The 23536-nt window shown below is 65.5% G+C and carries 11 protein-coding genes and 1 pseudogene; 6 read left to right on the forward strand and 6 right to left on the reverse strand.

Features of this window, described 5'->3' with window-relative positions:
• Positions 1 to 12: 12 nt before the first annotated feature.
• The 6 genes from BLQ63_RS20835 to drmD are packed head-to-tail and all read right to left on the reverse strand — an operon-like array spanning position 13 to position 14796.
• Positions 13 to 1140, reverse strand: coding sequence for a hypothetical protein (locus tag BLQ63_RS20835; protein WP_091039459.1), 1128 nt, complete (start codon positions 1138 to 1140; stop codon positions 13 to 15).
• Positions 1140 to 1754, reverse strand: coding sequence for a DUF4365 domain-containing protein (locus BLQ63_RS20840; protein WP_091039460.1), 615 nt, complete (start codon positions 1752 to 1754; stop codon positions 1140 to 1142). The genes BLQ63_RS20835 and BLQ63_RS20840 overlap by 1 nt, the downstream gene beginning before the upstream one ends.
• Positions 1729 to 3762: a DUF1998 domain-containing protein gene (gene drmB, locus BLQ63_RS20845; RefSeq protein WP_091039562.1), complete on the reverse strand. Its 2034-nt coding sequence runs from the start codon at positions 3760 to 3762 to the stop codon at positions 1729 to 1731. The genes BLQ63_RS20840 and drmB overlap by 26 nt, the downstream gene beginning before the upstream one ends.
• Positions 3759 to 7544 carry a DISARM system helicase DrmA gene (drmA, locus tag BLQ63_RS20850; protein ID WP_091039461.1) on the reverse strand — a complete coding sequence of 1262 codons (3786 nt, stop codon included), beginning with the start codon at positions 7542 to 7544 and terminating at the stop codon, positions 3759 to 3761. The genes drmB and drmA overlap by 4 nt, the downstream gene beginning before the upstream one ends.
• Positions 7541 to 11578 carry an Eco57I restriction-modification methylase domain-containing protein gene (locus tag BLQ63_RS20855; protein WP_091039462.1) on the reverse strand — a complete coding sequence of 1346 codons (4038 nt, stop codon included), beginning with the start codon at positions 11576 to 11578 and terminating at the stop codon, positions 7541 to 7543. Before BLQ63_RS20855 ends, drmA begins: the two co-directional genes overlap by 4 nt.
• On the reverse strand, positions 11575 to 14796 hold the full coding sequence (drmD, locus tag BLQ63_RS20860) for a DISARM system SNF2-like helicase DrmD (protein WP_091039463.1): 3222 nt from the start codon (positions 14794 to 14796) through the stop codon (positions 11575 to 11577). The genes BLQ63_RS20855 and drmD overlap by 4 nt, the downstream gene beginning before the upstream one ends.
• A gap of 858 nt (positions 14797 to 15654) precedes the next feature.
• Here drmD and BLQ63_RS29990 point away from each other — a divergent pair.
• The 6 genes and pseudogenes from BLQ63_RS29990 to BLQ63_RS20885 all read left to right on the forward strand — a co-directional run.
• Positions 15655 to 15888 (forward strand): annotated as a pseudogene (locus tag BLQ63_RS29990) (IS4 family transposase); the annotation flags it as partial.
• Between the two features lie 53 nt (positions 15889 to 15941).
• On the forward strand, positions 15942 to 16451 hold the full coding sequence (locus BLQ63_RS29380; RefSeq protein WP_245681032.1) for a hypothetical protein: 510 nt from the start codon (positions 15942 to 15944) through the stop codon (positions 16449 to 16451).
• A 207-nt stretch (positions 16452 to 16658) separates the two neighbouring features.
• Positions 16659 to 17270 carry a vWA domain-containing protein gene (locus BLQ63_RS28000; RefSeq protein WP_177155039.1) on the forward strand — a complete coding sequence of 204 codons (612 nt, stop codon included), beginning with the start codon at positions 16659 to 16661 and terminating at the stop codon, positions 17268 to 17270.
• Positions 17267 to 18694 (forward strand): protein kinase domain-containing protein, encoded by a 1428-nt coding sequence (locus BLQ63_RS20875; protein ID WP_143015018.1) that lies wholly within the window; start codon positions 17267 to 17269, stop codon positions 18692 to 18694. The genes BLQ63_RS28000 and BLQ63_RS20875 overlap by 4 nt, the downstream gene beginning before the upstream one ends.
• 6 nt (positions 18695 to 18700) lie before the next feature.
• Entirely contained in the window at positions 18701 to 22027 is a 3327-nt protein-coding gene (locus BLQ63_RS20880) for a DEAD/DEAH box helicase (protein WP_143015019.1), read from the forward strand.
• On the forward strand, positions 22005 to 23531 hold the full coding sequence (locus BLQ63_RS20885; RefSeq protein ID WP_091039467.1) for a hypothetical protein: 1527 nt from the start codon (positions 22005 to 22007) through the stop codon (positions 23529 to 23531). Before BLQ63_RS20880 ends, BLQ63_RS20885 begins: the two co-directional genes overlap by 23 nt.
• Positions 23532 to 23536 lie beyond the last annotated feature (5 nt).

The raw sequence follows: 23536 nt of genomic DNA on the forward strand, positions 1-23536 counted from the left end.
GCGACAGGGCCACTACGCCGACGCGATGAAGCGATTCCGCCCGAGGTGCATCCGATAGCCGCCGTTCTCGTGGACGATCTCGCCTTCGACCCGCACGTTCCGATTGTCGCGATGAGCCGCGACGGCGAGCTCGAAGTCCTCTTCGGCGATGAACACCCAGAGCGTCAGTTCCTCCTGATCGTCTTCCCTGGACGCGACACCCTTGATCTGGATGCGGCGGCGCTTGGTCAACTCCTCGATATGCAGGCTGATCACCCGACCCCGGACTACCGCAGGACCCGTGCGGGAGAGCCGTTCCAGACGCGTCCCGAAAGTGAGCAGTTCGGCGGCCATCCGGTCGGTGAAATGCAGCGGCACGCTCACAGGCTGCCGAGCATGGCCGAAGCCCCAGGTGAAAGCTATGTCGAACGGACGGTTTCGGTCCTCGCCTCCGAGATCCGACAGCGCCTTGCAGAGATTGCCTGAGACGCCCTGTTCAGCAGGGTTGGGGATCCTGCCGTTTTCTGCCAGGGTCGTCGCCACGCCATGTGCCTTGACGACGGCCGCTTGAAGGTCGACCGCGACTTGATGATCGGAAGGCCCTTCCGGCTCGGGCGCAAGTTCGGCGAGCAGGTTCGCAGGCGAATCCTCACTGGTCGAAGGGGGTTCGCAGATCTTGGTGGCGAATACATAACTGCCCGGTTCGGTGAGGCAGAGCTGGACCCTGTCAAGGAGTGTCCCTACCGCCTCATTGGGTCTTTCGCGGTGAAACAGGCTCGGTCCCTCGAACGCGGTCCTGGCGCCGTCTCGCAAGACCTGATAGATCGCCTCAATCGCCTTGCGGCCGTGACTGAGCGGGATGGTGCCCGAAGGGGTCGCGGGCAGCAGCCGGAAGCGCTGCGTGTCCGCGCGCGGTTGAGCCAGCTCGGCGAGCAGCGTCGAGACGGGGCGGTCCTCGATCACGGCGATGTCGCCGACCGCTCGGCTCAGCAACTTCCGGCCGGATGGGCTGTGCGGTTCTTGCGGCAGGAGCACCTGGTCGGACTCCGACCCCCGCTCCCACACGGTTGTTCCACGCCAGGTCGCGACAGCGTTCCAGCGCTGGGCCTTCAGATAGGAGACGAGGACCTCGGGGTCAACCCGCTGATACTGTTCGTCCATCAGATTCCCCCTCTCGGCTGCTCTGACACAGTCGGGGCGAGACCCTTCGCGGCCCTATCGAAAAGCTTGGCCAGGGCATCGGCCGTGAGCAGGTTGGCGCGGGGCACCGACACCGTTCTGGTGGTGCTGCGGCGCACACCGTCGTTCTCGCCCTCCAGTGAAAGCCAATAGGTCGCCGCCCGAAGATGCAGCCCGGTTTCGGCGGCAACCGTGTATCTACTCTGCGACTTCGGAACTCTGACAAGGAAGAGATAGGCGGGCGGCCCTTGATAGTCGACCATGCTGAGATCTTCGAAGGCCCGGGCGTCGAGATCGTAACGCCAGAAATCGCCGACTTCCCTCAGCACGCTACAGCTTTTCACCTGCACGTCAAGGTACGGGGCCGTACGACGCTTGGCCCCACTTCTCCTGATCATGTAGTCGGTGCCGTCATCACGCTTGAACTTCGCGAGATTGAGACCCGCCGCTATGCAGAGCGCTTCGACGGCGATCTCGCCGAAATCACCTTGATGGTGGTTGCGGTTAATGCCCTCGTAGAGCTCGGAGCCTGGCGACTGCGCCGACTGATCTTGAGACACCATCGCAACCTCAATTGAAGAAGGCGAGTTGCTCATGCCCGGGCAAGGGGATAAGGAACCGGCGGTCGAGGAACCGGTTGGCGCGTTCGCACGAAGTCTCCGAGGCCATGACGCAGCAATGGCAGGCGGCTCCGTGCAGGAAGTCCTCGGGGGGCTTGGGCGTGCGCGACGCGCAGAGCGGATCCGACGAGCAGCGCTTGGCCCGGTAAAGGCCGTGCTCGATGATCTTCCGCAGTCGGTTCGGCTCGCTCAACTGCACGAGGCCCCCGAGGGTGCCGTCGGAGTCCGAGGCGGTGGTGAGGACGACCAGCCCGGCCGAGGCGGCCCGACCTTCCGACTTCGGCCAGGCATAGAGTCGCTCGCTCAAGCTGGCGGCTGAATAGCCACAGGTGAGCGAGCACTCTCGGATGAGGATGTGGGCGAACGTGTGCAACAGCCAGTACCTGGGCGGCTTCATCCGGGAACTCGGCTCGACCTTCTTGGCGGTCTCTGAGAACCTGTTGCGGAAGTTCTGGTCATGGGACGCGAGGTGCGCCTTCCACAGCTGACTGTCCTCGACCTTCGTCTCCCACTTCGAGACCCGGCTTTCGTCGAATTGAAGGAAGATCCCCTCGCCGCGGTCCTCGGTCGCCACCGTCCAATCCGGGTGCTCGCGAGTGAGCGGCACGAGCCGCTCCTCCAAGTCGGCGACCCGGTCCATGTCGTCGATGCGGGTGAAGCCGAGCAGCGCGTTGACCTTCCGCAAGCTCTCCACCGCCAGGACCCGGCCGAGGCTTCCACCCAGCCATTCGCGGTTCCAACTCCGCTCTGACAATGTGAGGCCGCTTCTCACGTCGTCATGCCCGGGGCCGAGCGGATCCGCCTTGAGGAGGTACTCCCACTCGGGGACGAGTAGATCGACAGGATCCCACTCACCACGCCGCTTCTCCTGCTCCTCCTCCGGAACCGCCGGCGCCAGCGCCTCTTCAACGGCGGCGAGCAAGGTCTGGTCGTCGACCTCCTCCAGGTCGATGTGGGTCTTGAGGATCATCCGGATCAGCTTCGGGTTGCCGCGCAGCTCAGCGAGATCCTCTCCTTGCGCGCTCCACATCCGCATTGCCAGGCTGTCCGCTCGATCGGCCTCGGTCTGGGGCATGACGATAACGGACTGGGTCGCGCCGAACCACAGGTTCGAAGCGCCGATGAGCATCAGTTTGGGCTGCACTCCGCAGCCGCCTCGCTCGAACGTTCCGAGGTGCGGGTGCCGTCCTCGGCAGCGCGGGAGCTTCTCGGCGCCGGCCTCGCCCTGGGCCTCGCTCATGGGACGCCTCTTGTCGCACTGCGTGCAGGCGATCGTGGCCGCCGCGCCCTTGCCCGCGGTGCGGTCGGTCATCCGCAACTGCGGATGCTCGATCCCCGAGGGGCACGAATCCCCCCTGTGGATCCACCAGTCGTAGGGGAATTCGTCGAGGTGCCCGTCCTTGCATGCGAGCAGGTACCGGGCCGGGACGGCCGTCTGCGCGCTCGGCCTGCTCCGGGGCCGGTTGTGGCGGCCGTAGCATTTCTCGTGGTAGAACCGGGCCTGGTCCGGCCGGTGACGTTTCACGTTCACATAGGAGAACTGGCTGATCAATCCGAGGTTGTCGCAGCCGGTGCAGCGCAACCACTGCGGGAAGACGCGGGCGGGCACGCCGAGGTCCTTGCCCTCCTCGGATCCGGTGAACGCCACGGCCTGCCACGGGAAAGGCCGGAGTTCGATCCTCGGCGATCTCAGTAGCACCGAGACCGCCTTGCGCAGCTGCGGTGCCTCGATGACCAGCGGGTCGCCGTCCCTCCTCGCCCAGATGCGGTTCCAGTCGTCGAGTCCGGAGGGCATGACGGTGAAGTGGGGAAGGTCCATGACCGCTCCGGGCCCGTACGTGTACAGCAGGGACGAAGGACGCCCTGACCCCACTTTCGCGTAGTTCCGCTTTCGGCCGGCGCTCCGCTCGACGTCGGCGTCGCCGAGAGGATCCAGGGTGCGGTCCTCCGGCACCTGTGCGAATCTCGACTGCGGGTCGGTCATGCCGATGCCCCTTTCGGCGGTCGCTGCGCCTCCCAATCCGGGTCGTCCTCGCCCCGGTCGAAGAGGTTCTCCTTGATGGGGCTGACGAGCAAGTTGATCTCAGGCTGGACTTCGCGCATCGAGTTCGGCACCGTGAACGGTCCGATGTCCCTGCGGTCCGCCATCGACCGGGCGTTTTCGGGACTGATCATCAACGAGCCCATTCGGGACTCGTCGCTCACGCGGTCGTAGACCAGCGCTCTGCGCTCCAGATGGAGCTGCTTGCGGCGTCTCAGCCAGTCGCCTAGCCGTTTCTCCAACCGGTCCCGGGCCCGGGTGGCGGTGTCGACGTCGCTCGCGCGGGCCACGCGATCGCACAGTACGTCGATGAGCCGCAGCACGAACTCCTGCTCAGTTTCGATGCGCCCCGCGCTCCGTTCAGGGGAGAGCCCGATGGGCCGGTCGGCCTGAAGCACGCGGGCGGCGCTGACGAGCACCCCGTCGAGCCCCCGGTCGAGGGAGGTCTGCGAGAACGGTGTCACCGACAGCGCCTCGACCTGGGAGTAGAACGTCTCGTGGTAGTGCCGGAAGGTCTCGAAATGCGCCAGGTCGCGTGGCCGAGCCCAGTTCCCAAGTGCCACTATGAGACCGGGGCGGCCCGGGTCGCGGCCGACACGTGAGGTCGCCTGGATGTACTCGGCGGTGTTCTTCGGCTGGCCCACCACCAGCATGAGCCCTAGCCTGGTGATGTCCACGCCGACTTGCAGCATCGATGTGGCCAGGACCGTGTCGAGCGGCAGCCTGTCGCGCTGAGCGAGCGTCTTGCCCTGCCCGTACGCTCTCCCCCGTTCCCGTTTCGCCGTGGTTGAGTCGAAGGCCGGGTCGAAGGGCAACGCCATTTGGTCCAAAGAGGCTCCGACATCAGAGCTGGCGATTCGGGAGGTGAGTTCCGCGGCGTGCAGGTGCCCGCCCGCGGTGCCGGTGCGACGTGGCAGCTTCGACCACTCGCGGCCCTGCTGAAGCAGCGTTTGGATGTCGTCGCCGAGGAAGCGGGCCATGCCGGCCAGTTCTCTGGTGGCGCTGAAATAACCGACCAGGGTCATGTACGGGTCCGCCTCGTTCGCCTGCCCGGTGTTGAGCAGGAGCTGACCAGCGGCCATGAGGACTTCGGAAACCCGGATCTCGGCGCTGGTGAGCCGGACTCCGGTGGTCGACACCCCGATGTACCGGCGGCCGGGGGTCTTCTCGGTGACGGGCAGTTCCTTCGAGAAGTACGTGTCCCCCGCATCGATGACCTGCGGAGGGAAGATCGTCGTGCCCCGTCCGTACAGCGCCTTCACCTGGTCGGGGGCGTTGCGGGCGGTCGCGGTGGAGGCGACGAGCAGGGGCCGCACGAGCTTGCCGTCCGCGGTCACCCACTCGGCTGCGGTGTCCACTGCGGTCTCGAACAGACCGACGGTGGTGCCGAGCGAACCGGTGATGAGGTGGAGCTCGTCCTGGATGACGAGGTCCGGGGGACGCAGTCGACTGACCGGGCGCACTCGCGCGGCGGGATGCGAGCCCTTCTGCGGGTGCCTCCCATTGCCGGTCACGTCGCAATTGGCGTAGTCGGCATGGACGTAGCCGTGCCGGTCGCAGTGCTTCGCGACGTACCCGAACAGCGAAGCGGCCTCGCCCTCGCGGGCGAGCCGCGCGAACTTATCGACGGTGGCGATGACGAACGCCGGCGCCAGCCGGTAGATCTCCTCGTCGACGGTGAGGACTGGGAGGCCTTCTTCAACTTCACCGCCTTCGGAGAAGGGGCATTCGGCAAGCTCGTCTCCGCAGTAGACGCGGACCCGGCGTTCGATCGGGTCGGGTTTGACGTTGCTCAGCTCGATCTTCTCGCCGCACCACGGGCAGCGTTGAATCTGGAGCACCGTCAGTCGGTGCGCGTCGCTCTTGCTGGTGACGGCCTTCTTGATGTCGTCGTTGGCCTCGTCGAACCGCTTGGGGCTCACGCTGGTGCCGACCCACAAACCGATCCGGAAGGGCTCCGTACCCCAGGTCTCGGTGTCGCCGAGCCGGACGGATTCGGCCGCGCAGATGAGGGCGGTGGCGCGTTGGAACTGTTGTGAGGTGAGCAGCCGCAGGGTATATCGCATGATGACCGCGACACCGGCATTGCCGTTGAGAGGCCCCGCCTTGCTCTCGACCACTCCTTGAAGCCGTCGGATCGCGAACGTGAACGCCGCCAAACCGAGGTAGGCCTCGGTCTTGCCGCCGCCGGTGGGGAAGAACAGCAGTTGCGCCCGCGCGAGGTTCCCGGACCGGTTCTCCCAGGTCGGGTCGGTCATCATGTGGATCTGGGTGATGATGAACGCCAGCTGAAAGGTGCGCCAGTGGTGTGGGAACTCCCCTGCGAGCACCTGGTCGCGGGCTACTTCTATCGAGACCGACAGATCCTCGGCGCGGATTGCGGCGACCTGCGACTGGATGCGCTGTGCGGCCATGGCCTGGTTCATGAATCGGAAGCAGCGCTGCGCGTCCACGTCCGCGAGTAGGAATTCAAGGCCTTCCGCGAGCTCCTCGTGGACCAGTCGGGCTTCGGCGACGGCGTCCATTGCCTCGTCTCGCAGGTGTGCAGGCAGTTCCGCCGCTTGCCCTTCGCGATCGCTCAACCAGGCACGGTAGCCGTCGACGATCGGGCGGAGCCCCGATGCCAGCTCGGTCGGTTCGGCCTCGGCGAGCTTCGACATGTCGAGCAGCACCCCGGGGACTTCCTGGGCGGCGGTCTGCGGGGTCTCGCAGACAGGCAGCCAAGTGGTCCAAACCCGCTTTGCCCGGCGGGCCCGGGACTCGCCTTCGCGGGCGAGGTCCCACTCGGTTTCCCAACCCGCAGAGCAGGTTCGGCCTTGCGCGAATTCGAGCCGGTTGCGGTATTGGAGATCGAGCCTGCGGATCTCGCCGTCAGCATCGGGTGTCCATTCGGCGTCGGTCACGAGGTCGCGGACCGGCAGGAACACTGATTCGCCGTTCGCCGACACTTCTAGCTTCGTCTGGTACATCCAGGCGTTGACCGGGATCTTCCGCGGCGTCTCGCGGTCGTTGCACAAGACGAGTTCGATGGCGGCTCGGCCACGCGCGGGATCGTCATAGCGGTCGACGCGGAGGGAGACGGTGTCCCGCAGGTGAAGTTTTTGGGTTTCGCCGTGGACCAGGTCGGCCAAACGGATCTCCGTCGGGATGTCGAAGTCCTCGCGCTTGTAGCGACGACCGGACTTCGGTTGCGGGGTCCGCTCTTTGTCTTCGCCGGCATCCTTGTGGACGTTGTAGACGCCCCAGGAGGCTCGGACTTCGAAGCGCTCCAGGTCAAGTGGCACCTGAAACCGCAGACCCATCGATGCGGGAATCATGAGGCCGCGCTGCTGCGGGATGTCGTCGACGGTGTACTCGTCGGAATCGACGGAGCCATCATTCACACTCGACATGGGTACACCACGGCTGATCTCGGCGTCAGTCTCGTCGCCGATGTCCATCGCGGGATGGTCCTCGTCGGCGTCGGTCGGCGGTGCCTTGCCGGCCTCGATCTTGGACGGGGCGATCCGGCCGATGAGATATGCGGCGTCGGGGGTTCCGTCAAGGATTTCTTCTCTGGGGTTCTGCGACTCACCGTTCAAGATGCCGCCGGCTGGACCGAGAAGTTCGCGCTCGAGGATGTCGGTGAGATTCTCGCGGGCGGTCCAAGACTTGCCGTCAGGGGAGAGCTTGACCTCGTAGGTTGAACGGCCGTCACCAGTCGGGTCCACCGACACGCGATTCATTCTTCATCCTCCTCGGCCTCGACAGTCGGGGCCTCGCCCTGGAGGGCGACTCTCCGATGGTTCTCCTTGAGGAGCCGGTCGAAGACCTCGACCCTGGCTTCTCTGGAGAGGGTGAATCGAGTCATTCGGCGGTATTCGTGGAAGCCGTGATCAGGGTTGATGTCGGCCCAGTCGTAGGCAGCGAGGACAGCTCGGTCGAGCTCGACGTGAATCTCACGGAGGCGGGCAACGTCGGAGTCGACTGAGTGACTGACTTCTGGATCGTTGAAGAGGTTGTAGAGCTTTGTAAGGCCAAAACTGCGGCGAAGCATAATCTCTCGGCGTTCGGTGTCGAGGGTTCGACCTACCAGGTGAAGTTTGTTGGTTTCGTTCGGAAACGGGAAGTTCAGGAAGACATCGGAGGGCGTGTATCGAACGTCATTGCGCATCGAAGATGCGTACTTGATGACCCAGAGCTGGTGGAGGCTTGAGGATAGAACTGCCTGGGTGGAGTAGCTATTGCTGGCGAAGACGACGAGCATGTGACTGAAAACCTGGTCGGTAGGTACCCGCAGGGGCATGACGGTCTTGCTGACGTTGGCAATCGTTAGAGCTTCATCCAGACCTGCGATCGCCTTCCGCAGAGCTGGACGTGGCCGCAGGAATTTCCACCAAGGAGATTCACGGACCGCCTTCGGCTTGCCCAAGCGCTCGGGCCTGACCAACTCCCTGGTCCGCTTGAACGGCAGAACGTAGCGTCCAGCTTCTTTTTCAGTCTTGAGACTGAAATCAATGACCCATCTCGGGGCCGAGCTGTCGGGGCGCTGGTTCAGGTCTTCGCCATTGAGGTACCGGAAGAGGACTTCTTTATTCGCAGGATCAGCCTCAATCCAATCAGCGGCCTCCTCAGGCTCGATCACGAACCCCATACCAAGTACATAGCAGCCGACGAATGCGGCATTCAAGTTCCTCCGAAGACCATTCGGGTGCTTCTCAGGCCCCCGCGCGGGATCAAGCATGGGAGTGATCCAGTCGGTCGGGTCTCCATCAGCGATCCGCTTCACACCCTCGGAAACCGAACCGAATGATCCCCACACCGCTGCGAACTCGAGGTTCGCGGTCTTGACCGGCCAGCTCCGGCTCTGGATGGACCGTGTGATGGTGAAGCCGCTGGCTTCGAGTCGGTCGAGGCCGATCTCTCGGGTGTCACCTTGTGCGATCGTGTTGGTGGCGATCAGTCCGAAGTTTCCTGTTTCAGTCAACAACTCCTTAGCGCGCAGGAAGAAGTATGCGACGAGGTCGGCACTACCTTTCTGGCCTCCAGCAAGTATGTTGACATACCAGTCTCGAGTTGTAGTCCCGATCGCACCCGTAACTTTCTGGCCGCCGATATACGGAGGGTTGCCGACTACGGCATCGAAGCCTCCGTGGTCGACCATCACGTCCGGAGCCGCCAGTACCCAGTGGAGCGGCTTCCACCTGTTGTAGTCAGTTTCGACCGTAGGCGTGAGTCCGGCTTCAAGAATCTCGTCAAGCAGCGTGCGGTCGGCTTCGCCCTTCTTCGGGTATGCCTGTCCTACCGCAATGCGGAGCCTCTCGTAAGCGTTTTTGAGTTTCTTGCCGGGCTTTCCACCAAGCTGCAACCCGGCAGCGATCACGCCGTCCGCGATATCGGACAGCTTCTCAGTGAGTTCACGCTGGCGCACCACTTGCCGTCGTTTCGCCGCCGCAGAGCGCTGCGGGTCCGAGTCGTCGACCTCGGTCGCGAGGTTTCGACGCAGGGTGGTGACCTTGATCAGGACGTCTTTGACGTTGACGCGGTCAACGAACCTGCCCGGGTTGTTGATCGCGATGTCGAACATCGAGTCCAGTTCGGCGCTTTCCGGTTCGAGGTTGATCATCTCGATCTGCTTCGGATCGACGATGCCGAGCAGGGAGTTGCCGCAGAAGATCTTGTCGTCCACGAACGCGAACGGCAAGTCCGGGTCAAGAGAGACCAGCCACAACGACAGCTTGCACATCTCGACTGCCAGCGGGTTGATGTCGGCCCCATAAAGGCATCGGGAGACGATCTTGCGGATCGCACGGATCTCCAGCTCGTGCCCCACCCTGGGGGTAGGCTCCTCCTTCTGCCACGCCTCGATGAGCCTGGCCGCAAGGTACCGGGCCGCCGCGACCAGGAATGCACCTGAGCCGCAGGCGATGTCGACGATCTTGAGTTCTAGGATCTCATCGCTGTCGAGCAACACCCATTGCGACTGGTCGTCGGTCTGGTGCGGACCCGGCCGGTACACCAGCGGCTCCAGCGCATATCTGACGACCTCCTCCGCGAGGTCTTTCGGCGTGTAGTGCGCGCCCGCGTTTGCCCGGGACGGGGTCTCAACCACGATTACACCGCCGGGCATCACCACCAGCGGCCACCCACGCAGGTCGCGGCGAATGACGCCGATGAAGGGACGCAGCCGCTCCTGGAACTGGGGGTTCATCGTGACGGCGCGGATCGCGGTCTCGACGTCCTCGGCCCCCGTCTTGAGCGCCTTCGACAAGGCGTTCGCGCTGGGCAGCTCGGATGCCTTTTGGTTGCTCCTGGTCCATTTGATGATCGCGGCGGCGAGCTGGGCTTCACCTGGGTGCTTCGCGCCGAGCGCTTCGAGGACACTCAGAGGTATCTCAGGCTCAGCACCGGCCTTGCCGATGAGCCCGACGGTGACCTCCTCGACATTGGCGGCCGTGTAGCCGAGCAGGCCTTCGTAGATATAGCCGATCTGCTCCACGTCGATCTCGCGGAAGGATATCCGCATCGCCTCGCCCTTGACTTCGGGCTTTTGGACGGCTTGGAGCACTTCGAGCATGACCCGGTCGGAGACGGTGACGGCCAGGCCGTTGCGGCCGGCTTTGGTGAGGAACTCGGTCCGCTTGGGGTCGAAGAGGGATCCGCCGTAGGCGGGCAGCCGCAAGTTCTCGAAGACCGCGCCTTCGTACAGCGCCCGTGAGGTCGCCAGAAGCCGATGCCAGGTTATGTAGGTGCCGCCGAGGGCGCCGTGGCCTTCGTCCCGGGCCCTCTGGTCGAGCAGGTCGAACCGATCCGCGAGGCCGTATCCGGAAGCGAAGAGCTCGTTATGGGGGAGGAGGCCGCGCTCTTCGGCGAACAGCAGAAAGACCACACGCATCATGACGGTGACCGCGGCCTGGTAGACATCGCCGCGCTCTGCCGGAAGCGGATCGGGCTCGCCGTTGCTGGCGGCGCGCAGCGCCGACTCGGAGAACGACTGCACCAGCAGTTCGACTGCCTGGCGGACGTGCACACCAAGGGCTTCGGTGATGTCGGCGGCGTCGGCGACCGATTCGATGAAGAGTTCGCTGAGCCGGTCGGCTGCTTTGCCGCCGATGAGGTGCTGGCGGCTCAGGAGCTTCGCGAATGCCGCGATCGCCTGCGGCTCTTCGATCCACAGGTGCGCGTCGGTGATGCCCGAGGCGGTTCGAAGGTTCGGCTGGGCGCTGACGACAGCCCACCAGCGCCCGTCGGTGACGACACCGATCGGTACGTCAGAGGTGCGCAGGAGTTCGCTCATCCGGTCGATCGGGCTGGCGTTCCAGCCGTCTGTGTATGCGTCGCGGAGTGATTCGACGGGGTCGCATACGAGGGTGAGCGCCCCGATTTGCCCGCCGCGGACGAGCCCGCCGCTCGGGGTGACGATCACGGACCGGTTCGGGGACTTCACCTCGATTTCGGCGAGCGCGGCCAAGTCTGCGGCGGCATACGAAGCGCCCCAACCGAAGAGGTCGCGGATGACTGTCTCGATCCAGGTGTCGCGGGCTTCGCGGTAGTGGTCGAGGGAGGCTTCGTCCTTCTCGCGGTCGAGCCGGTCCCAGGTGGTCTCGAAGGCGGGGAGGGCCGCCCGAAGTGACGCGCGGGGTCCGGCGGCGAGCGCGGGAATGCCGGCCGGCCAGACGCGTTTGAGCACCGGCAGTGACAGGAAGGGGCCCTCGGCTTCGACCAGGTCGAGCCAGAGGCGGTGTAGCTCTTCGGGTTTGACGGGTCGGCGTTGCTTCATCGGCGCGCCTTCGACCGCTCAGCATACTCAGGGGTCAACGCGAAGATCACAGCCGCTCCGGTCAGATGCGGCCGGACATCCGTGTACCGGGCTTCGATCGCGGCGCGTTCGAGGTCTTTCTGCCGGTCGAGGTCGTGCAGCCGGTCCTCCATGGCCCGCAGGTCTGCCCGCAGCTGCTTCTCCTGCTCCCTGTCCAGGTCGGCTTCGCCGCGGTGGTCGACGCCGAAGAGGGCTTCGGACTGCTCTTTCAGAGCTCGCCCCAACCGGCCCACCGAGTCGTTGAGGTTGGCCCGGAACGCTTTGAAGATCTCCTCGGAGCGGTCGAGGTCGGCGCCCTTGCGTTTGCCCAAGTCGGCCTGGACCTGCTCTCTGCGCTTCCTGGCCTTGACCTCCATCGCGTCGAGCAGTCTGGTGCGGAGCCGGGAGTCCTCCGCGTTCCAGTTCTCGGCGAGCGCGGCCAAGACGGCGGGCTCAGCCAGGCGCATTCGCTCCCGGTCCAGCGCCTGGTCGAGCGCCTGCTCGGTCCGGGCTTGGGCCAACGGCCTGCCGTTGAGGCGCAGACCGGTGAGGAACACCTCCTCGTGCAGGCGCAGGCCGCCACGGCCGACAAGGACCAGGCGCCCCATGGCCGCAACGCAGGATTCATCGAGCCCTTCGACGACGGTAGCGGTGACTCGGTGCAGGAGGGAGTCGCCACCGAAGAGTTCGGCCCGCAGGAACCGGGTGGCCCGCTGCATGACGGCATGGCCGAGGTGGAGGTGGACAACGTCGGGGCGTGCGGCCGCGATCTTGCCGTCGAAGGTGATCGGTCGCGGGTTGTCGGGGTCGAGGCGTGTGGCGAGCCCGACGAGCGTCGGCTGCCAGGACGCGTCGAGTCTCGGGATGCGGAAGAGGCCGTCGACATCGGTGGCTTCTCCGCCGGAGTGGTCCTCCACCGGGATCAGCGCGGGCTGGCCGCTCAGTTCGAACGCGGTGTCGATGACGCGGCGCGCGTTCGCCGACGTCCAGTGCATGGCCGCCCGGGTCCGCTCGTGGTCGTCGGAGAGCCTGGCCAGTTCGCGATTCAGTTCAGCGCTGCCCGCGAGCGCCCGACCGATGACTTCGCTGCCGATTTCCGGTGCGACCCTGGCCCTCTTGCGGTTCGGCGTGGAAGCGAAGTGGCCCTCGACCTCGGCGTCGATGTCGGCAACCTGGTTGACGGAACCGAGATCGGCGGCGACGGTGCCGACCTTCTCGGCGATGCGGCCCATGAAGTCGGCGTCGGCGGCATAGGTCGTGGAGGTCTGCACGGGCCGGAACTGGCGGATCTCCGGAGTGTGCGGCTGCCCGTACCGGTCGATCCGGCCGATGCGCTGTTCGAGGCGGGAGGGGTTGAACGGGATGTCGTAGTTGACGAGCCGGTGGCAGTGCGCCTGCAAGTCGATGCCCTCGCCGGCGGAGTCGGTCGCGAGCAGCACGCGGACCCGGTCCTTCTCCGGCCGGGCCGAGAAGCGGGCCCGGATCTGCTCGCGGTCCTCGTGCGGGGTCGACCCCTGGATGACGGCGAGCCGGTCGCCGAACCCGGCCTGCTCCAGGTTCCCCTTGATCCAGTCGACGGTCGCGGCGTACTCGGAGAAGACGACGGCCCGTTCGTCGGTCCACCGCTTCCCGTCCGGGCGGCAGACGTCGTCGAGGTAGCCGATCAGGGCCGAGAGCTTCGAGTCGGGACGATGCTGGAATCCCCGTCCCCACTGGACGAGCGAATCGATCTCGGCCTTGGAGGCAGCCGACAGCGGGGCGCTGGCTTTGCCCGCGCGCAGGGTCTCCGCCTCGGGATGGTCGGCTTCGCCTTCCTCCTCGTCGGCCTGGCCCGAGCCGAGCACGTCCTGGAAGTAGTCCCTGTTCTCGTCGAACCTGCCCGCCGGAGACCCGTCGGCGAACTGCTGCAAGGTCAGCGCGAACGACCATGGGCTCGACAGGAACCGCTTCTTGAGGAGCATCGACATGATGTCCCCGGCGCGGCCCTTTCCGTTCCGTCGGGCGGATGCGGTGAGGATCCGCTCCAGCTCCGCGAAGTGCTCCTGCTCGTCGGCGGTCGGGTCGAAATGGATCGACTCCAGTCTGCGGGGCTTGAAGTCCTTTTCTTTGATCTGGGTCTTGAGACGCCGGACGGCGACCTCTGCGAGCGCGTTCTCGTCGAGGTCGGCGCCGCGCGCGAACCGGCGGTCGTCGATCATCTCCAAGAGGGCGGTGAACGACTCGCTGTAGCCGTTGTGCGGGGTGGCCGAGAGGAACAGCCGGTGCTCGCACCGCTCGGCCAGCGCCCGCGTGGCGGTCGTCCGCTGGCTGTCGACCGCGTATCCGCGGGCTCCCGCAACGCTGTTGGGACTGGCGGGGGCTACGTGGTGGGCTTCGTCGACGACCAGGGCGTCGAAGGCGTATCGGCGTCCGTCCTCATCGGCGCGGGTGTCGGCGTAGACCTCGCGGAGGAGCCGCTGGGCCCGGATCGTCGGAAGCCACGGCATGCTCACGATGACCCGGGGGAAAAGCCGGAACGGATTCGCGGCCAGGCCGTGGCTGCGCCTGATCCGCGCCATGAGGGCGCTGTCGACGATCGTGAAGTCGAGACCGAACTTGTCGCGCATCTCGTCCTGCCACTTCAGCCGCAGGCTGGGCGGGCACACGACGATGACGGACTTAGCGCGCTGACGGAGCAGGAGTTCCTGGACGACCAGGCCGGCCTCCACGGTTTTTCCCAGACCGACGTCGTCCGAAAGAAGCAGGTTTGTCCGTGATGAGTTGAGGGCGCGACGCAAGGGTTCGAGCTGGTAGGCCTCGATGTTCACACCGGAGCGGAAGGGCGACTGGTAGGCGTCGGAGCGGGCGGAGGTGACGGTGCCCCAGCGGACGGCGTCGACGAAGGCCGCGAGCCGGTTGGGATCATCGAACGTCTCGGGGTTGAGGCTCTCGCGCAGTCCGTGCGCCTGGAGCAGTCCGTGGCCCACTTCGATCTCCCAGACGACCCGCAGCTCGGAGCCCAGCTGGTCCTCGGAGAGGGATTGCAGACCGACGACCTGGGTCGTCCTCGGCGGAGGGCCAGACCCGGGCGCCGCGGGGGCGGACTGCTCTCGGACGTCGGTCACGGCCCAGGTCGAGCCGCGGACCGAAACCACCTGGCCGAGTTCGGGGATCTCGGCCTGCGTGTCGGTATGGAGATGTTCTGCCGCCTGATTCGCCACGGGGGTCGCTCCTTCAGGATCACCGCAGGCCGGCAGGGCGTTCGAGGGGAAGCGAAGCCATTTCCGGACCCGCGGTCAACTTTAACAAGAACAGCAGGAATGAAGAACCCCTCAGTTACGGAAAGATTCGACACCGTGACCGATGGCTGCGTAAGGACCGCCTTCTCAATCTCGTTGCAACCAAGCCGGACCCGTCGTTCGAGATCTCGCGCCGCAGCTCTCGGAAGTGGAACGGCGCCCGGTATCCGAGGCTCCCCGAAGGTTCAGCCGTCGCACTCCTTGAACATGTGGTCCTTCAATCTCCAGAGGTTGGTGGCGTGGTCGAGGACGGCGAGGGTTCGGATCGGGTCGTCTTGGCGGATCCAGGCGAGGCCCGTCGAGGTGGGTGACTCGGCCGCGGAGCGTGTTGTGCATGTCGGCGAACCTGACACGCAGGCTCGGCTGGTGCCAGACCCACGAGAAGCTGAGGCTGGCCTGGTCGACTTCGGCCATGCCAAGGACGGGGAGCCGGTCAATGAAGTGGAGGGTCATCCGTCGACCTCCGCTTCGTGGCGGGCAGCGTGGGTCCAGATCTGGGCGGCGTGGTGCTTCGCCGTGCGGCGCAGTTCGACGGACCATTCGGCTCGGTAGAGGTGGAGTTTGGCAAAGCGGGAGCCGATGCGATTGATGTAGCCCAGGTCAACGGCCGGTTCGGGTGCGATGCGACGCAACCGGACCGAGGTCGTGGAGCCTCGGCGAGCTGGTAGACCTCAATGCGGCTGTTCTCGAGGGCGAAGCCCCATCGACGCGATCTTCGACCCGACCGCCCACACCGTGCGCGACCTCGCCCAGCGGGCCGTCACCTCGCTGCACTCGGGCATGCCGGTCCTGGTCGACCGCGGGTTTCCCTCCGCGGAATGGCTGAGGGCCCTGCGCCAGACCGGAGCTGACGTCCTCGCCCGCATCCCTTCCCACTTGCGACCGAAGACGATCCAGGGCCTGGGCCACGGGACTCACCTGGTGCTGATCGGCAGGCTCAAGCTGCGACTGATCGAAGCCGAGATCACCATCGAAGGCGACCGCACCAGCGTCTACCGGCTGGCCACGACACTGCTCGATGCAGACGCCCATCCCGCGCTCGACCTCATCGCGCTCTACCACCAGCGGTGGAGATCGAGACCGCCTGCTGCGAACTCAAATCGAGTCTGCTGGACCGCTGGGTGCTGCGCGCGAGGGACCCGACCGGACTCACCCAGGAAGTTTGGGCGCTGCTGGCCCTCTGCCAGGCCCTGCGCTGCTGCATCGACGACGCGGTCCTTGGCGAGGCGATCAGTCCACTCCAGGCCAGCTTCACCCTCGCCCGCGAGACCTCCCGCAACCAGGTCATCGCCGCCCAGAACCTCTTCGACATCGAAAAGCCGACCTCAAGGCCAACTGGAGTTACGAGGTCGTTCTCGGCGTTAGCGAGTTTCCTGCAGCAAGCAATGTCCAATTCATCCGCAATATACTCGTCGGCGACTGTCTACCTTCTGACATCGCTCGGTAATTCCATTGGGATGAAATCCATGGTATTCAACATAGGTTGTCCCGGCGACGGCTTCGCTGATGGCGAATTGTGGCCGAGTCACACCGTTTATCGCAATCGTTTTCCGAGGCGATCACCAGTGAGTTCATGACCGGAATGATGATATCCGTGGGCCCCACGAACGGGTGAATCAGCAATTCCAACCTTGACACGGACCATTCAGTTTGAAACTCTGTACGGCTGCCCTCTCGGTCAGCATTCCGAATGGGATGGAAGGCAACTCCACGACATGACCAATCAACCGAACCCCCACGAGCTCCGAGTCGCAACCAGTCGGCGGGCTCCTCGTCCGCTTCCGGTGATCGTGCTCGCCGATGTCAGCGGCAGCATGCTTCCCAACCAGCACGAGGACAAGATCGGCGTCCTCAACCGCTGCATCGCGTCGATGTTCTCGGCCTTCGCCCGGATGGACTCGGTCCGGGGACAGGTCCACGTCGGTGCGATCACGTTCGGCGGAGCCGAAGCGCGCGTGCACCTCCCGATAGGACCGGCTACCGAGGCGAACTGGGTCGCGATGGAGGCCGGTGGCGGGACGCCGATGGGCGCCGCATTCGACCTCGCACGGGAAATCCTGGACGACCCTGCATCGGTGTCCGGGCGGGCGTTCGAGCCCGCGCTGATACTCGTCTCCGATGGAGTGCCCACCGACGACTGGGAGCCGGCCTTGAACGAATTGCTCGGGAATCGACTCGGCGGCAAGGCAATGCGCCTCTCGGTGGGCATCGGCACCGACCGAACCCCAGACGCCGAAGAGGTGCTCGCCCAATTCAGCGGGCCCGAATTCGGGGTGCTGCGGGCGGATCAGGCATCGGAGCTTCCGGAGCTGTTCCGCTGGATCACCGACACCGTCACAAGCACCTTCCGCCCCAGTCTCGCGGTGCCGAACCTCGAGGACTTCGATCGCGCATGATCACCGCCTACGGCCGCGCCCGACGGCTCTCGCCGCCCGCAACTGCGCAGGTGCCGTCGAGCATCGCCGACATCGACGGAAACCCGCTCGAGCTGGAGGACCAGCCCATCGGCAGCGGAGGCCAGGGTTCCGTATATCGCGTGCGGCAGAGCCGGTTCGCCGTCAAGCTGATCCACCGCCAGGAGGAGACCGAAGGGCTCGGCGACACGCTCGCTGAACGACTCGACCGGCTTCACTGGCTTCCGATGGAGGGCCTTCCGATCGCCCGACCGATCAGGTCACTCGCATCGCCGCACCTCGGGTACACGATGGACCTCCTCGAAGACATGGCGCCCATGGAGCCCCTCTGCGAGGCGCCCGAAGGGGACATCGTCGAGTGGTACTTGTCGGGGGGCGGCCTCGAACGCCGGCTGCGGCTACTGGCTCGACTCGCCGACGTCCTCGCGGTACTTCACGGCCGAGGCATGGTCTACAGCGACCTGTCGCCACGGAACGTCTTGGTCTCGGTATCGCGGGAACACCATCAGGTATGGCTCATCGATCCGGACAACATCGCCGTGGAGAGTTCGGCGCTGGGGAGAACGATCGGCACCCCGAGGTATCTGGCGCCGGAGCTGTACAACGGCCGCAGCGGCAACTCGCAATTCAGCGACGTCTTCTCACTGGCGGTACTGGTCCACCAGGCCCTCCGTGCGGACCATCCGCTTATCGGGGACCTCGCCGATCTCTCCGTCGAGAACGAACAGCGGGCCCTGTGCGGTGAGCTGCCGTGGACCGGTCACAGCAGTGACGACCGGAACCGCTCAGCCTGCGGCCTTCCGGAGGACCTGGTTCTGACCGCCAGGATCAGGAGACTGCTGCAAGACACCTTCGAGGCCGGCCTCAATGATCCGATGAAGCGCCCGACGGCCAGGGCATGGGCGAACGCGCTGGGCGCCGCAGCGGACCTGACCCTGGCGTGCCGACGTTCCGGCTGCAGGGGCTCCTACTACATGCTCCGCAGACGATGCCCTTATTGCGACTCACCTCGACCGGATTTCGCCCTAGCCGTGGTTCGGACGCATCTCCCTGCCAACCGCGGCCCGCAAGGACGCGAACCGGGTCGCGTCGATTCGAATGAGGGAATCGTGCTGATGAAGGACCGTCCCGTGATCGCCACGCAGCGCCATTCGCGGTTGATCGCTGAAGCAGCGGAGTCACCAGCGGTTCGACTGCGCTGGGACGGCGATGACACGGTCCATATCGAGAACCTCGGCAGCGAACCCGTGCGCCGGGTGCCGCCATCTGGCGGCGGCGGGCGGCGCCTGATGCCGCGTTCGAACACGTCCGAACGGATCAGCTCGGAGTGGCGACTGCACTTCGGCGACGACGACCGGTTCCACCGAATGCTGTCCTTCTACCGGTTCAAAGCTGAGAGGGCGTGAACAGACTTGCACGCGAATGAGCTCGGTTTCGGCAACCTGAAGCTGCTGCAGCTCAGGCTTCGCCAACCCAAGCCGACTTGGTTGAGCAAGAACACAACAGAGGTGGTCCTCCGCCATAGCCCGCTTCCAGGGGACCGCAGACTACGCGTCCACAGCCGCGACCTCGCGTACTCGGTCGACGCAGAAGTGGACGCCGGGGACGTCAGACTGCTGCGGCAAGTACTGGACGCGAAGCAGAACGTGGTCTCCTGGCCTGCGGATGTCGAAGGGACGACCGCCTTCGTCCATACACACCTGTTCGAGAATGCGGCGATGCCGGACGAGCCGGTGCCCATCGGCGTCGGCGACTCCGTCATCGACCGGATCTGCGACATCACGGGCGTCCCGAAGGTCGGGTTCCATGAAGTGCAGGACTGGCTCATCGAGGAGTTCACCCTCCCCGCCATAGGGGGCTCGGACCGGCTTCGCTTCGTGCTCAGCAGCTCTCCGTCGGAACACGGCGCCACGCTCCAGCGCGGTTTCTCCCTTCTCGGAGTGCGATGGGCCGCCGACGTCGCGTGGAGGGACGGCCGGTACCAGATCGTGCGGCTCCTCGAGGTGAGCCATCGACGCAACACGAAGCCAAAGCTGGGCCATGCCTTTCTGCGATTCGTCGACGCGAGTACCCAAGCCGAGTCCTCCGAATCACTGCGCGCGGCCCTCACCGGGCTGTTCGAGGACGGGCGGTCGTACATACAGCTGTGGAACGCGTACGACCAGCTCGAGCGCGAAGTCCGAATCGCAGAAGCCGAGGAACTCGGCTTGGCGAGATACGACACCTGGAAGCCCAACGCCGACGGAAGCTGGTGCTTCTCCCTCGTGCACGGCAGCGAATCAGAGCGCTTCATGCGCAACCTCCTGAGAATGGAGACGGCTTCGATCGAGCTCGAGGCGGCGGAGGACGGCCCCCCGGAACTGGCCGGCGGAGGCAGCGCCGGCCGCACTGTCCGCGGCACCGTCTGCCGCCCATGGCCCTCAGGATGGGCCGTCAATCTGGCACCACCAACGAGAAGCGACCACCGACGAGGCGATCCGCCCACCCACGGCGTGCTCTTCCTTGCCCTCACCGGCACCCGGATCAGCCAGGAGCGGCGCGCAACCGCACGAGAGCGAATCTGGTCCGGTACCGCGGAGATGCCCTATCTGGCCAGGCTCATCGAAGGTCTGGACCTGCCGCCGACCGCTCCGCGCTCGCTGTCGCCCTATGCGCGAGTGCTGGAACGCGTGATCCGAGAGAGCTTCAGCGGCGGGACGCCGACCGAATCGCAGGAGGAGGCGTTGAGACTCGCCTTGCAGACACCGGACATCCTGGTCGTCCAAGGGCCACCGGGAACCGGGAAGACCCAGTTCATCACCGCGCTCCTGCGCTGTCTGGACGCCCTCGGCGAGTCCGCTCGAGCGTTCAATCGAACACTCGTGACGAGTTTCCAGCACGATGCCGTCGACAACATCGTGCGCAAGGCGCGCAACAAAGGACTGCCTCCCGCCCGCGTCGACTCCGATGAGAAGAAGGTCAGGCAGAGCGCGAGACTGCTGCGCGACGACATCGCGGGACGCGTCCGGCACCAATCCCAGATGCTGCCGGAGGTCGAGCGGCTCCGGCAGTTGTCCGAGCTTCAGTCGCTCGTAGAAAGCTACGATCAGGCACCCACGACCCAAGGTGATCTCGTGGAACTGCTCGAACGCGCGGAACGACTCGCCGGCGGCGCACTCGACGCGCCGCTCAGACAGCGGCTGACCCGCGTCCGCACCCAAGCGGCGGTGCGGAATAAGTCGACGGCCACATTGCTGGCAGCGCAGCACCAGGCGGCGGTCAGAGCGGCACGCTCGCTGCGGACCTCCCCCGGAGCGTTCGCCGACGACGGACCCAACCGTGCGCTTCACGCGCTTCCGAAGCTGGAGGAAGCAGCGCAGCTGAACGAAGACGACCGGACGCTCCTCAAGACCGCGGCCGGGCTGACTGCGCCCGCAGAGCCTCGCCTCTTGGAAGCCCTTGCGGCCCTGCAACTCCGAACCTTGAGGAGGTTGGGGACCGACGACACGTCAGTGCCCTCCGTGCCCGCTCGCGATCCCGAAGCACAAGCGCTGCTTCATGAGATCCTCGACGCCGCCGAGAACGCCGTCCAGAGCGGCGCTGAGGGGATCAGCGGTGTCCTCGCGAAATACCTCGACGACCTCGGTAGCGACCTCGCACTCATCCAGGGGACCCTGCAAAGCTACAACTCGGTGCTGGCCTCGACCGTTCAGCAAGCCGACTCGCGCGCAATGCATCTGGTCGTCGAAGCCCCGATACCCGTGTTCGGATCCGTAGTCGTCGACGAGGCGGCGCGGGCGAACCCGCTCGACCTGATGATCCCCCTCTCCTGCGCTAAGGACCGCGTCATCCTGGTCGGAGACCACAAGCAGCTCCCTCACGTTCTGGAGCAGAAACTGGAACGCGAACTCGAACGGACCGGGAAGGTCGCCGACACCGCGCTCCTGCGCACCAGCCTCTTCCAACGATGGTTCGACAAGTTCAAGGACAAGGTCGCCCCGATTCGGACGATCACCCTCGACGAGCAGTTCCGGATGCATCCGACGCTCGGAGCCTTCGTCAGCCGCGTGTTCTACGAACCGGAATCGGCATTGCAGTCGCACGAATCGACCCGTGCGCTCATGCATGACTTCGACGCCTACCGCGGAAAAGTCGCGGGTTGGATCGACGTTCCCAACGACGGGTCGGAGACCCGGCTCAAGCACAGCTTCATGCGTCCGCGGGAAGCGCGCCGAGTCGTCCAGGAGCTGAATGCACTGGCCGAGGCGGACGCCGAGCGCAAGTTGAGCTTCGGCATCATCTCGTACTACAAGTCCCAAGTCGCGGAGATTCAGAAGGCGCTGCTCGATGCACAGCTCCTCGTACCCCATGATGACGAGGACGAGATCAGGCTCATACCGTCGATGCAGTGGACCGATGAGGAGCGGCCCCGGCCCCGACTCAAGGTCGGCACCATCGATGCGTTCCAGGGCATGGAGTTCGACGTCGTCCTCTTGTCGGTCACCCGCTCCAGCGTCCCCGACGACGCGATCGAAGACCCATTGGGGAAGCGCCGCTACGGGCACCTGACCAGCGAGCAGCGCATGTGCGTCGCGATGAGCCGCCAACGCCGCCTGCTGATCGCGGTCGGCGACGCCGAGATGGCGAACCGGGCGAGCGCCCCGGTCGACCCGGCCGATCGGCGCCGATCACTCGTCGAAGGGCTCGTGGCCTTCCGGGAACTGTGCGAGGGCCCCGATGGCGCCGGCATTCGACACTGACACCCCGGTCCTGGTCCCCGACCGCATCGACTACCGCGGCAGGCGCCGCTGGGTGCTCTGGCCCGTGCTGCAGTACCGGGTCGTGACGCCGCTGATCCACGACCCCTCCGTGAATCCGTTCCAACGGGCGATCCTCGGACTCGCCCGGGCCGGCCTGCGCGATCTGGACGAATTCGCGTCGCACCTGGCCCTCGAACCGGAATTCGCCCTGCTGGTGAAAGACGAGCTCAGGACCCTGCGCTACCTCGACGAGCACGGGGGGATCACCCCGAAGGGCTTGGCAGCACTCGACGACGGGTTCCTCGATCCACAACGAGTGGTCGTCACCCACGTCTACCAGGATCCTTTCACCGGCGTGCTGTGGCCCGCGGCAGTACCGTCACCGCTCCTGGTCGGCGCGAGATGGGTATCGCGGGAACGCGCCGAAGTGGAACTGGCGAGCGCCGGCAGGTCGACGCCGATCACGCCGATCGCGGTGCCGGTGCCGCCGGGCACGGTATTCGAGACACCGTCGGCCGAGGAGATCATCGAGGCCGTATCACTCGGCAGCCGGACGGCCACACGCGGAACAGGAGAAGGCCAGTGGCACCGGAGGGCGCCGCAACGGGTCGCCTCCCGCGTCTCCCTGGTCACCACCGGGCAACCGGTCTACGCACCGGTCGCGGTGGTGCTGGTGTCGGGCAAGGACGATGGCGGGGACGCCGGCGCTTCGACCTGGTTGGCCTTCAGCCCCTTCAGCGGCAAGTCGAGTCAGATGCTGCGGCACCTGATCGTCTCCCGCGGCGACGAGTTCGCCCCACTTCGGCGCACGGTCGAGCGCTTGATGAACCGCCCGCTCGAAGCGTTCTTCGCAGAGTTCGAGAAACTGAGCGACCAGTTGCAGCAGCAGTATGAGGAGCGCTTCGAGCAGTGGTTCGGGTCCTCGATTCGAGAACACCGACGACTCGTGGAACTGCTCACCGTCCTGGAGCGGCATTGCACGCTGGCTCGGAGACCCGGGCCTCAGTCGTCTCAAGCAGGGATCGCGGCCACGGCGGCTTGGCAGATCCAGGAGCTGCTGCTCCGCCAGATGGTCCTCGACCATCCCGCCCGGTTCCCGGTGCGTGGACAAGAAGAGCTCAATGATTGGCAGCAGCTCCTCAACGTTTGCCGACACCTCGAATTGGGCCCCAGAGAGTATCGGTGCATCAAAACCAAGAACGAGTCGCGGCTCAAGTTGGCATTGCGGCACCCCCATAAGTCGAATGTTCCGGAACTACTCGCGGCCCTCGTGATCTCCGCTGCCGAGCATGGGCAAACGCACCCGTTCAGGGGCCTCGCCGCCCGAAGGCCCAACCTCCTGACGGATCTGACGGTCGCTTCGAAGATCCGCAACGAAGCAGCGCACGGCTCTCAGGGCCTGATCCACATCGAGCAACTCGAACTCTCTCGTCGTCTCGCCATCGAGACCGCCGCGGCATTCCTGCGAGTGCCCGTACCGAAAGACGCCCTCACCACCGATTGAAGGGA

The sequence above is a fragment of the Glycomyces harbinensis genome, from assembly GCF_900101745.1.
GTDB classification, from domain to species: Bacteria; Actinomycetota; Actinomycetes; order Mycobacteriales; family Micromonosporaceae; genus Glycomyces; species Glycomyces harbinensis.

What these genes read in the sequence shown, in the direction of transcription:
- BLQ63_RS20835 (WP_091039459.1), bottom strand. Translation starts at nt 1,140, where the DNA reads ATGGACGAACAGTATCAGCGGGTTGACCCCGAGGTCCTCGTCTCCTAT.
- BLQ63_RS20840 (WP_091039460.1), bottom strand. Translation starts at nt 1,754, where the DNA reads ATGAGCAACTCGCCTTCTTCAATTGAGGTTGCGATGGTGTCTCAAGAT.
- drmB (WP_091039562.1), bottom strand. Translation starts at nt 3,762, where the DNA reads ATGACCGACCCGCAGTCGAGATTCGCACAGGTGCCGGAGGACCGCACC.
- drmA (WP_091039461.1), bottom strand. Translation starts at nt 7,544, where the DNA reads ATGAATCGCGTGTCGGTGGACCCGACTGGTGACGGCCGTTCAACCTAC.
- BLQ63_RS20855 (WP_091039462.1), bottom strand. Translation starts at nt 11,578, where the DNA reads ATGAAGCAACGCCGACCCGTCAAACCCGAAGAGCTACACCGCCTCTGG.
- BLQ63_RS20875 (WP_143015018.1), top strand. Translation starts at nt 17,267, where the DNA reads ATGATCACCGCCTACGGCCGCGCCCGACGGCTCTCGCCGCCCGCAACT.
- BLQ63_RS20885 (WP_091039467.1), top strand. Translation starts at nt 22,005, where the DNA reads ATGGCGCCGGCATTCGACACTGACACCCCGGTCCTGGTCCCCGACCGC.